Annotated in this window: 11 protein-coding genes; 8 read left to right on the top strand and 3 right to left on the bottom strand. The window is 31.5% G+C overall.

The annotated features are described in order from the left end of the window. Positions 1 to 40: 40 nt before the first annotated feature. The 3 genes from HXZ74_RS11610 to HXZ74_RS11600 are packed head-to-tail and all read left to right on the top strand — an operon-like array spanning position 41 to position 4,531. Complete coding sequence (locus HXZ74_RS11610) at positions 41 to 3,157, top strand: T9SS type B sorting domain-containing protein (protein WP_286475534.1); 3,117 nt, start codon at positions 41 to 43, stop codon at positions 3,155 to 3,157. Between the two features lie 17 nt (positions 3,158 to 3,174). After that, positions 3,175 to 4,134, top strand: a complete 960-nt coding sequence (locus tag HXZ74_RS11605; RefSeq protein WP_286475533.1) for a PorP/SprF family type IX secretion system membrane protein — start codon at positions 3,175 to 3,177, stop codon at positions 4,132 to 4,134. A gap of 4 nt (positions 4,135 to 4,138) precedes the next feature. Then, positions 4,139 to 4,531: a hypothetical protein gene (locus HXZ74_RS11600; RefSeq protein ID WP_280062486.1), complete on the top strand. Its 393-nt coding sequence runs from the start codon at positions 4,139 to 4,141 to the stop codon at positions 4,529 to 4,531. Positions 4,532 to 4,753: 222 nt separating this feature from the next. Here the strand turns inward: HXZ74_RS11600 and HXZ74_RS11595 are convergent, their stop codons facing one another. The 3 genes from HXZ74_RS11595 to HXZ74_RS11585 form a co-directional block, all read right to left on the bottom strand. Then, a complete protein-coding gene (locus HXZ74_RS11595; protein WP_114999847.1) occupies positions 4,754 to 5,695 on the bottom strand; it encodes a PstS family phosphate ABC transporter substrate-binding protein in 942 nt (313 codons plus the stop codon). Continuing rightward, positions 5,679 to 5,873: a hypothetical protein gene (locus tag HXZ74_RS11590; RefSeq protein WP_038333573.1), complete on the bottom strand. Its 195-nt coding sequence runs from the start codon at positions 5,871 to 5,873 to the stop codon at positions 5,679 to 5,681. Before HXZ74_RS11590 ends, HXZ74_RS11595 begins: the two co-directional genes overlap by 17 nt. 178 nt (positions 5,874 to 6,051) lie before the next feature. After that, positions 6,052 to 7,053 carry an energy transducer TonB gene (locus HXZ74_RS11585; protein WP_114999849.1) on the bottom strand — a complete coding sequence of 334 codons (1,002 nt, stop codon included), beginning with the start codon at positions 7,051 to 7,053 and terminating at the stop codon, positions 6,052 to 6,054. 64 nt (positions 7,054 to 7,117) lie between these two features. Between HXZ74_RS11585 and HXZ74_RS11580 the strand changes: the two genes are divergently transcribed. From HXZ74_RS11580 to sufB, 5 genes are all read left to right on the top strand, one after another. After that, the gene (locus HXZ74_RS11580) at positions 7,118 to 7,789 is read left to right on the top strand and encodes a hypothetical protein (protein ID WP_286475532.1); all 672 of its coding nucleotides are present in this window, start codon (positions 7,118 to 7,120) and stop codon (positions 7,787 to 7,789) included. Positions 7,790 to 7,900: 111 nt separating this feature from the next. Then, on the top strand, positions 7,901 to 8,872 hold the full coding sequence (gene trpS, locus HXZ74_RS11575) for a tryptophan--tRNA ligase (RefSeq protein ID WP_286475531.1): 972 nt from the start codon (positions 7,901 to 7,903) through the stop codon (positions 8,870 to 8,872). A gap of 119 nt (positions 8,873 to 8,991) precedes the next feature. Next, a complete protein-coding gene (locus HXZ74_RS11570; RefSeq protein WP_114999854.1) occupies positions 8,992 to 9,321 on the top strand; it encodes a HesB/IscA family protein in 330 nt (109 codons plus the stop codon). Between the two features lies 1 nt (position 9,322). Then, the gene (locus HXZ74_RS11565) at positions 9,323 to 10,177 is read left to right on the top strand and encodes a hypothetical protein (RefSeq protein WP_280062490.1); all 855 of its coding nucleotides are present in this window, start codon (positions 9,323 to 9,325) and stop codon (positions 10,175 to 10,177) included. A gap of 4 nt (positions 10,178 to 10,181) precedes the next feature. Beyond that, positions 10,182 to 11,639, top strand: coding sequence for a Fe-S cluster assembly protein SufB (gene sufB / locus HXZ74_RS11560; protein ID WP_038333579.1), 1,458 nt, complete (start codon positions 10,182 to 10,184; stop codon positions 11,637 to 11,639). Positions 11,640 to 11,688: the final 49 nt, after the last annotated feature.

Below are 11,688 nucleotides of genomic sequence, written 5' to 3'. Positions count from 1 at the left end.
AAGTAAATTGCGTTATTCTAAAATAGATGACGAAAGACGTATGAAAAAGATTTTTTACTTTTTACTGTTGATGATTAGTGGGATTGTTTGGGGGCAATATCCGACAATTCATCCATTGACTGGAGGTTTTACTTTTGAAGGAGAAAAACTAGAAACTCATTTAACTGAATTTACATCAACTACTTCACAGTGTGGGTTTAATTCTGGAAAAATTTATAAATTCTATTCTTTTGAAGCTAATTTTGATATGGTTTTTGCATTTGATTTAACAGCGAAAAAACCAGATTTTAGATTTTTAGTTTGGAAAATACAAAAAGGTAAATTACCTGAAACAATTTTTTATAATGGAGGAACAATAAATGCAGATAGGTCAGTTCAAGGAGCGTCGTTATTAAAAGGAATGAAAGAAGGTGACCCTGATTTGTGCGAAACGTTTTCGGGAGCTAATGGTTATGCTAAAGCATTTGAAGGATCAGAACTTTTGAAAAGAGGTGAGATTGTTGTAATAGCTGTTTATGGAGGAAGTGATACAGAACCTTTTGATATAAAAGTAAATGTAGCTGAAGAGAGAACGATTACAAACTTTAATAATTTATGTTTTGGTCAATCTTATTCAGCAAGTCAAATTTATAATGCTATACAAAGTGATTCTGGTTTTAATGATATTAAATTATTTACAGATAATACATTTAGTACAGAGGTCCCGATTGGGGCAAATATAAGTTCAGATACTACACTATATGCACAAGTAAGGGATACTGCTGGAAATTTAAAATTTATTTATACAATTCCGATTGCTTTTATTCCAGAACATCAATTTAATTTTAAAACTAATATTGAAACTGAATATGCGTGTACAATAAGCTATACTATTCCAAGTGAAGCAGATTTATTGAAGAAGCTTTTTACTGTAGTAAATACAGATTATTCAATCTCTTCAATAGTTATCAATGGAACAAATTATACACCAGGTCAAAATGTAAATTTAGCAGTTGGTCTAAACACTTCGATGAAAATAAAAGTTCATTACGGAGGCGGTTGTCCAATCGATTCTAATGAAGTTTCAATTCCTTTAGTTCAGGGAAAACCAATTTTGACTGATGATATTTCTGATGCAACTTGTGATTCTTCTTATAAAATAAATTTTGATCGAATTTATTCTAAGTTAGGAAAAGATAAAAATGCTTTTGATTTAATTGTAACCTTAGGCGGTTTACCGATTTCTGATGGACAATCAACTGCAATTACGACAACTTTAACGTATAAAGTTAAAATAAAATCTAAATCTGGAGGAGGTTGCGAAAGTGATGAGGTTGATTTTGTAGTTACTAAAACTGCTCCAGCAAAGATTGTGGATGATTCAATTAATGGAATTTGTTTAGCAGATTTTAATCAAACAGATTTGGATAAAGCCATTCTTATAATCAATCCAGGGAAAATATATAATCTGAGATTTTATAAACAAGATGGAACAGAAATTTTAGAATCAGAATTATTTAATTACATCAAAACAAATAAAACAGGAAAAATCATTGTAAAAGCATTGGCTGTTGATAATGGAAATACAATTTGTGATACAGATGTTGAGTTAACATTTAAATTAGATGAATCGACATTTCAAACTGTAAGTAATATTCCGACTTTAAATTCTTCTTGTTCAGAAGTTGGCTTAGGACATACTTTTACAATTTCTGAAATCGAAGCTTATTTAAAATCGAAATTTGGCAGAACAGATATTACATTTAATGGAATTTCAGATGAATTTCTTACAGATAATCAATCAAAGACAATCACTTTTCAAGTGAAAATAAATGGAGAACGTTGTTGGTCAGAGGAAATGACATTGAAATTACAAGTCATTACAAAACCTAATGTAAACAACACCTTGCATGAATTAAAAGCTGATTGTGATGATAAAATTACAATCGATGCACAAGTTTTGATCAATTTATTTGGGGCAAATTCTATTGTTGATTATCATTATGAAATTTTGCATATTAATTCAACACCATTAACTTTCGATGCAAGTGGAAAAGCCAGTGTAAAAGTTCTTTTCAAAAATAAATTAGACAATTCGTGTTTTATAGAAAAAGAAATTATTATCAATAAAAAACAAGATTTAGTTGTTAATGTAGCTACTTTAGAAACGTATACAAAGGATCATTCTGTTATTTATTGTGAAGGAGCTGATGCGGATGCAAAAAATCAAATACAAACTATTTTAGATTACATTAAATCAAAATATCCAACTTTAGTTGAGAAATCTACAGTTGACGAAATTTATACGATGTTCAATTCTAATAATGGGTTTGTTGAGATTGTTTTTGAAGATCCAAATTATTGTGGAATAGAAAAAATAAAATTCTATTATCAAAAAAATGCATTACCAGACTTTGCTATTCCAACTTCTGCAGAAATTTGTTCTGCTACAAAATATGAGTTAGATTTTGAACAATTAGCAAAAGAGAAAGGATTGGACGTTACTCAATATGATTTTTCGGTTGTTGGAAATGATGTTATCAAAGTTTCAACATATCAATATGAATTAGGAGTTGGTGATTATATGATTACAATTAAAAATATTAATTCAGGTTGTCCGAAAGAATTTATTTTGAAATTGACAAACTCAGAAACGGCAACTATTAACAAAATTACCATCAATGAAAAGAGTGTTATTGTTTCTGCAAAAGGAAATGGAAAGTTAGAATATGCGTTGTTTGATTCTGATGGAAAAGTAATCGTAGATTGGCAAACAAAGAATGAATTAATTATTCCAGATAATATCAAAAATAATAATTTTAGAGTAAGAGTAAGATTGAATAATTGCGGAGTTTCGGAGCGTAAAAATGTTATTTACCTTGCTTTACCAAATGTTGTAACGCCAAATAATGATGGTTTTAATGATATTTGGCAACCAATGACAAAAGATGGTAAAGTTAACGATACATCAAATTCGTACAAATTGATTATTTTTGATCGTTACGGAAAACAGATATTGTCACAAGAAGGAACAGATATTATAAAATGGGACGGAACGCTGAATGGCAAACCTGTTGCAGATGGAACGTATTGGTATTTGTTAGAGTTCTCGAAGCAATCAGACGATTTGCAAGTTTTATATTCTGGTAGTATATTAGTTAAAAGAAAAATCAATTAATTGATTGAAAAATATTTATGAAAAAAATCACACTATTCATATTAACACTATTTTCACTTTCGAAAGTAGAAGCACAACAAGGGTTACCTTTTTACAATCACTATTTGGTGAGTGATAAAATGTTGATTAATCCTTCGTACGCAGGGCAGGATCCGAATGTGATTTCTATAACAGGAACGCACCGCAATCAGTGGGACGATTTGCCCGAAAGTCCAAGTACACAAACGGTAAGCGCGCATGGAATTATTGTAGATCGTTTGGCAGTGGGAATGCAATTTTTCAACGATAGAAATGGGGCAGTTAAAATGACCGGTTTCGGAATTAATGCGGCTTATCACATTCCTATTGATGATAGAAGCTATGATGGAGACGAAATCAATGTTTTTTCGTTTGGAGTTGGAGCTTCTAATGTTTCGCAACGTTTTGATTACTCAAAAATTATTGCAGAAGATCCAAACGATCCTGCTTTACAAGAAGATAAATATTCTACTTATTTTGCTAATTTGGGATTATCTTTCAAATATGCTGGTTTCTCTGCAGGAGTGTCAGTTTTGGATATTCCATTGAGCCAAAATGTGTACTATATTAACAATGTAGAACCTTTGCCAACTTGGTATTATTTCAATGTTGGATATAAATGGAACGTTTCCGAGGGAATTGCGTTAGAACCTTCTTTGGTGTATAATTTGAACTCGAATTCGGAGCGTCATTTGGATATCAATTTGATGTCGCATATTGGTTTTGGAGACAATAATCAAGGTGTGGATATTGGAGTAGGGTACAAGCAAGGAATGGATTCTAAAAATAGCAATCCGTTGTTTGTTTCTCCAATTCTAAAGTTTAAAGTTGGTTCTTTAAAAGCTGGAATTTCATACGATATTGGTTTGTCAGATTATCAAGTTGATGGTCGCAAGAACGGAATGTTATTTAGTTTAGGGTTCGATTTGCAAAATCCTTGGGGAGCAAGATTTGATTAATATTATGAATAGTATTTTACTTTTATTTTTCTTACCTATTATTTCATTTGGGCAATTATCTTCGAAGAATCAAAGATTAATTAAACCTTTATTAATTGAAGAGAATGCAGAATCTTCTCATGTAGGGATAGGAGGAAGTAAAAGCAAAGTCTATCAAAAATTTGAGAACATCAAAAATCAATTATCGAATGATGATTTGTTCTATTTAGCAAAAAATTCTAATGATGTTTTAAGAATTTATTCAAGTGAAGAATTAGTTTACAGAGATGATATTCGAATTGTGGAATTGTATAAACATTATAAAGATTATCCGATGGTCGTTTCTTACACTTTAGGTTGTGTAACAATGCCTAATGATTTGGGCCGATTAATTTTGATACTTTTGAAAATATTATAGAAATAGATAAAAGAGCAACAGAATTATTAAGTGAAATTGATGCAACTAAAATAAATAAAGGAAGTCCGATAGAAGATTGGTTGATTAAGCAAAAAGAAATAAAAAAGTTGTTTAATGGGAATTTTAATTCAAATTTCGAAAAGATTAAAAAGATAAAAGAAAATCATAAAGATTTCCCCGTTAAAAAGTAAAAAAACCTTCCAATTCGGAAGGTTTTTTGTTTTATTGTAAGGGTTGTTCTAAATTGTTAATCTGAACTTCACGTTTATAAATATAATAAGGTTGAAGACTTTCGCGCGTTACAATTTTTTGACCACGCTGCGAACCTGCAAACCTCGTAAAACCTGCTCCAATTCCGAAACCAACTTCATTTTTCAAAATATAAATTTGACGATAAAAAGGATAAACACCATATTTCAAATTCGGAATAGTTGGTAACACCAAATTTCCTTTATCATCTGCAATAGGTAATACTTTTACCTTTTTAAGATATTCTTCAACTTTCGGATTTCCTTTGTCACTCAAAATATTCAATCCAATAATTCCGATTGCAGTTTTATCTTTTTGCACAAAATCAATCACTTTTTCTGCATCACCCATCGCTGTTACTTTTGCGCCATTTTCTACAGATAATTTTAGTTTATCATTTATTGTATTGAAATTCGCTGAGTTTGGATGATCGTAAACAAACGTTATTTTTGGATCTTTTTTGTACAAATTATCCTTAATATCATTTACCGTAATAGAATTGATTGGATTATCAACAGAAGTAATAAAAACTGTAGCATCCAAAGCAATTACAGACGAAATATATTTGGTTGTTGTTTTGTCGAATAAATGTTGTTGTTGTGCTTTTGTAAGCGGCTTACTTACCATCAAAACAGGAATTTTACCTTCGTAAAAATCTTTGATTGCTTTTTCTTCAATCTCTTCGTTAATCGTAATTTTCACATCCGGATAATCAACCATGTACATATCTGCCAAAGATTGCGCCAAATTCTTAAAACTTGGATCAACCGTCATTGCCAAATCTCCGTATTCGTGCAAAGCTCGCTTTACAGCAGTTTTTTGTTCTGCTTTTGTTGGTTTTTCCTTGTCTTTACAACTAAAAGTAAAAAAAATAAGAAAGGCCGAAAGTGAAAGTAAACTAATTTTCTTGATCATTTTTATAAGATTTTATACCGCGATAAACACGAAAAGCGCCATAAACAATAAATAAAATACCCAATAACATCGCTTTTGTTTCATCTAATTTGATGATGAAAAACTGATATTTCCAAGTAAAAATTCCGATCAAAAAATAACCGAAACCAATCAATCCGTAAACAATATTCTTATTCATAATTCGCGACGAAGTTACAATTTTATTGTGTTAAGATTGACTTAAAACTTAAATTTTATACGACAAATATGCATTTAAAGGAACTTTTTCGGAATAGATATTCAATTTCTTAAACAATAGAAACCATCACACTCAAAAAAAATGAATGCAATAGTTTCAGAAAGAAAAGTATTATTAATTATTCGTTTGTTTGAAATCTAACAGGAATTGAAAAGATTAAATTTGCATCAGAACCATCTTCTAATTTTGCAGGCGTTATTTTTTTACCTTTTCTTAGAATTTGTTTATTGATACGCTCCAACGCAGATTTAGCCTCTTTTCCTAAATCTTGATTACTTCCGCTTAATGGTTTTACTTGCGAAATTTCTCCATTTTTGTTTACAATAAATTGCATTTTCGCAACCGCAGAACCAATATTATTTCGAGAAGCAGTTTCGGCAAAATCACTTAATTCTCCACCCAATTCTTTCGAGATTTTATCACTCATACATTTTGTCAATGCAGCATTTCCTTTTTTGCTTTCGCTTTCACAACCAGGATAAATTGCCATTACCGCAGCATTTTTCGCTGTAATTGCAACATCAGGTTTTACAGGATCTGGTGTTTTTGGTCCTTCTGGAATGTCGGTATTTTGTTTACCTACTTTATTTCCTTCGTCACTTTCTTTTCCTCCACCAACTTGTCCATTCGATTTATCACCATCTCTATCAAAAGTGCCTAAATCTTTTCCTTTCAGTTCATCAACAGATTTTATAGTTTCTTCAACTTTTGGACTCTCTGTTGGAGTCGGAATAATATGTTTCGCCTGATCTGTTTTCAATTGAATTGTTTTTTCTTCCATTGGTGGATCTTCTTTTGGAGGAACTGCTTCTTCTTTTTTCTCTATTGGAGGAGTTTCAGGAATATAAATCGGACAAGCTATTACACTATTTTCATCAATTGTTGTAGCATTCATCGTTCTATTATTTGCATAAATAGTTCCACCAGTAATTAATGCAACAATACCAATCCCTACAAAAAGAGATTTCATCAAATCTTGGCTTGCAACTTGTCTCAGTTGATAAGCACCATATTCTTTGTTTCGATTTTCGAAAAGAATGTCTAAAAAAGCTTTGTTACTCATATCAATATAATTTAAGGTTAATGAATCTTTTTTCTTTATAGATTCATCTTTTTGCAAAAAGGTTGGTTGAGGTTTGAAAAATTTTCGAAAAAAGTTTAATTTTATTGAAAAGTAGATTTTTATGCAGCTACAAATTGATAAAAAATGCAATCAGAATTGGAACGAAATGGCTGATGCAAATGCACAACAAAAGTTTTGTGATGTTTGTTCGAAATGTGTTCACGATTTAGATCATTATTCATTCAAAGAATTAAAAACTTTTCTGAATGATAATCCTACCGCTTGTGTAAAAATTAAAACCAGAAATTTAGAACAGTTTAATTCATACGAAGCTTCAAAATCTATTTCTAATCAATCCAAAAGATGGTTACAGCTTTCTTCTTTAGTTGGATTTTTAAGTTTTTCAACTATCACAAAAGCACAAACCGAAAATGACTCGATTGTTGTACAAGGTTTATTGTATGATACAAATGGATTCCCTATTTCGGATGCAGAAATTAAGTTGAAAGAAAGTAACAAAATATCAGTTACAAATCAAGATGGGAAATTTGAACTTAAAGTTCCTAAAGGACAGTCAAATTACGAAATTGAATACAAAGAATATTCTGTTGATAAAATTCAATCATTCACTTTTAGTAATCCCGAAGTTTGTCAAAAAATTATAAGTAATAACGAAGCAAGTGAAGTTACTTTAGGAGCTACTGTTGTAAGTTATTATAAATCTCCAACTATTTTAAGAAAAGTAGGTCGCACAATCACTTGGCCATTTCGACAAATTGGGAAGCTTTTTTAGTTCATCCATATGTTTTTCGTCATTCTTGTCAATTAATTCAAATAAACTTCTCGTTACAATTGGTGCATTTCGTTGATTAAGTTTATCTTTGCTCCTTAAATTTTTAAACAAATGCCAAGAATACTTACAGGAGTTCAAGCTACTGGAACTCCGCACTTAGGAAATATTTTAGGAGCAATTTCTCCCGCAATCGAATTAACGGAGAAAGAAGGAAATGACTCTTTCATTTTTATTGCTGATTTACACGCTTTAACGCAAATAAAAGATGCGGAAGTGTTAAAACAAAATACGTACGAAGTGGCTGCAACTTGGCTGGCATTAGGTTTAGATCCTTCGAAAGTAGTTTTTTACCGTCAATCTGATGTGACTGAAACAACAGAATTAACATGGTATTTATTGAACTTCTTTCCATTTCAACGTCTTACTTTAGCGCATTCTTTCAAGGATAAAGCGGATTATTTAGCAGATGTAAATGCTGGATTATTTACGTATCCAATTTTGATGGCTGCGGATATTTTATTGTATGATGCAGAAGTTGTACCAGTTGGTAAAGATCAATTGCAACATTTGGAAATTACACGTAGTGTTGCCGAAAAATTCAATCACCAAATGGGAGAAACTTTTGTTTTACCGCAAGCAGCAATCGACGAAAATATTATGTTGATTCCTGGAACTGATGGAAATAAAATGTCTAAATCAAGAAATAATTTTATCAATATTTTCTTACCAGAAAAACAATTGCGCAAGCAAGTAATGTCGATTGAAACGGATTCAACTCCATTAGAAGATCCTAAAAATCCAGATACAGACAATGTTTTTGCTTTATACAAATTATTGGCAACGCCAGAACAAATAGAGGAAATGCGTCAAAATTATTTGAATGGAGGTTACGGATATGGTCATGCAAAACAGGCTTTATACGAATTGATTTTAGAGAAATATGCTGATGCGCGTACTAAGTTTGATGAATTGATGAATGATAAAGCGACTTTGGATGCATTTTTAGAAAATGGAGCATTGAAGGCAAGAGATGTTGCACAAAAAGTATTGAAACGTACACGAAACAAATTGGGATTGAAGTAATTTGATCCAATTGTAAGTTGGCGATAAATAATATAACTTAAGTGATTGTTAATATTTATATCGTTCATTATTTGAAGTCATTTTAAATAAGTATCTTTGCAATATAAAATTAGAATAAAATGATTAAGGTTTCAGAATCAGCAAAAAATAAAATAATTTCACTTTTACAAGAAGAAGGAACTTCTATCGAAGAATCTTTTGTACGTGTAGGAGTAACAAGTGGAGGATGTTCAGGTTTAAACTATAATTTAGAGTTTACAAAAGAACAAAGTGCAGATGATAAATTATTCGATGACAATAATGTAAGAATTTTGGTTGACAAAAAATCATTCTTATATCTTGTTGGAATGACATTAGAATATTCGGGAGGATTGAATGGAAAAGGTTTCGTATTCAATAATCCAAATGCATCGCGCACGTGCGGTTGTGGAGAAAGTTTTGCTGTTTAAGATGAAAAAAATAGCTTTATTCGTTACGTTTTTGATTGGTTTTGTTGCTTTTGGACAAAATACAATTGTAGAAAAAGATTTGATGGTTTTTCAACCAACCGAATCTTCAAAAAAATTGAATAAAGTCTATTCAGAACAACTATTTTTCGGTTTGTTTAATGTAAAACCTTTTATAAAAGCGTTGGATTTAGACGAATCAAAAATCAAAACAATCACCATTACCAATGCATCAAACAAAAAAGTTGCGTACAAAGCAAATTATGATGTGACAGGAAATCTTCTTGATTTTGAATTGACTGATGAGGTTGCAACACCAACTAAAGTAAGTTATACGTACAAAGATGGTGTAATTTCTGTCGAAACAATTGCAAGAAAAGGAAGTGAAGCAAAAACAAATCAATTCTTTTACGACCAAGAAAATATGTATGTCAAAAACGGAAATAAACTTTTTGATATCATTTGGTTAGAAGGAGATGTGATGTTGAAGAAAACCTATATGGATCAGAAAATTGGTTTCGAAGACCGATTAATGCACGATTGTAGAATTACAAAATCATTAGGTCAAGACATTAATAAGATTTGTTATAGCAGTTCAACATTTAAGGTGCCATTCAAAATAAAAGAATATACACCAGATGTTGCGCCAAAAACAGAAAGAATTAATTTGGTAGAAGGACCTTGGTCAGAAATTAAATTAATTGCTCAAAATAAATATCAGATTTCGAAAAATAATCAACCACAATTTGAGGTTATTTTAGATCAAAATCAACGATTAAAAGAATTCAAATTTTTAGGAAATAAAGCTGATAAGCAGCAACCTTTACAGTTTAATTTTACCTATACATTTTATAAATAATAAGATGAGTAACACAAAATATACAGAAGACGATCTACGTGAAGATCTTGCTAGCCAAAAGCAATATGAGTTTGGTTGGACGACTGAAATGGAATATGAAGAATTCCCAGTTGGATTGAATGAAGATATCGTGCGTGCTATTTCAGCCAAAAAAGAGGAGCCTGAGTGGATGACGGAATGGCGTTTGGAAGCTTACCGTGCTTGGGTTAAGATGGAAGAACCAGAATGGGCAAACGTAACTTACGAAAAGCCAGATTTTCAGGCTATTCAGTATTATGCAGCTCCAAAACCTAAGAAGGAATTAGCAAGTTTAGACGAAGTTGATCCTGAATTATTAAAAACTTTCGAGAAATTAGGAATCTCTTTAGACGAACAAAAACGTTTGTCTGGAGTTGCGATTGATGTGGTTTTTGATTCAGTTTCAGTAAAAACAACTTTCCGCGAAACTTTAGCAGAAAAAGGAATTATTTTCATGTCAATTTCGGAAGCAATCAAAGAGCATCCAGAATTGGTTAAAAAATACATTGGTAAAGTAGTTCCGCCAACAGATAACTTTTATGCAGCTTTAAACTCGGCAGTTTTCTCGGATGGATCATTCTGTTATATTCCAAAAGGTGTTCGTTGTCCAATGGAATTGTCAACGTATTTCCGTATCAACTCCGCAGGAACAGGACAGTTTGAGCGTACTCTATTAATTGCGGACGAAGGTTCTTATGTTTCGTATTTAGAAGGTTGTACAGCCCCAATGCGTGATGAAAACCAATTACACGCTGCTGTGGTTGAGTTAATCATTATGGATGATGCTGAAATCAAATATTCTACAGTACAAAACTGGTATCCAGGTGATGATAAAGGAAAAGGTGGAGTTTTCAACTTTGTAACAAAACGTGCAGTTTGTGAGAAAAATGCAAAAGTGTCGTGGACGCAAGTTGAAACAGGTTCTGCGGTAACTTGGAAATATCCTTCTTGTATTTTAAAAGGAGATAATTCGGTAGGTGAGTTTTACTCAATTGCGGTAACAAATAATTATCAACAAGCGGATACAGGAACAAAAATGATTCATATCGGTAAGAATACGAAATCGACAATTATTTCGAAAGGTATTTCTGCTGGTAAATCTCAAAACTCTTACCGTGGTTTGGTGAAAGTAATGAAGAATGCTGAAGGAGCACGTAACTTCTCACAATGTGATTCATTGTTGATGGGTAACGAGTGTGGTGCGCATACTTTCCCTTACATTGAGATTGAAAATAAATCGGCTCAATTAGAGCACGAAGCAACAACTTCTAAAATTGGTGAAGATCAATTGTTCTATTGTAATCAACGTGGTATCGATACAGAAAAAGCGATTGCATTAATCGTAAATGGTTTTAGCCGAGAAGTATTAGACAAATTACCAATGGAATTTGCCGTTGAAGCCAAAAAATTATTAGAAATCTCATTAGAAGGTTCTGTAGGATAGTTTATTAATGTGATAATGTGTTGATGAGTTAATTATAAATGTGTTAACG

The organism is Empedobacter sp. R750, assembly GCF_030324345.1.
Lineage (GTDB): Bacteria > Bacteroidota > Bacteroidia > Flavobacteriales > Weeksellaceae > Empedobacter > Empedobacter falsenii_C.
Note: the sequence above shows the minus strand (reverse complement) of the source record. Positions and strands in the feature narration are given on the sequence as shown.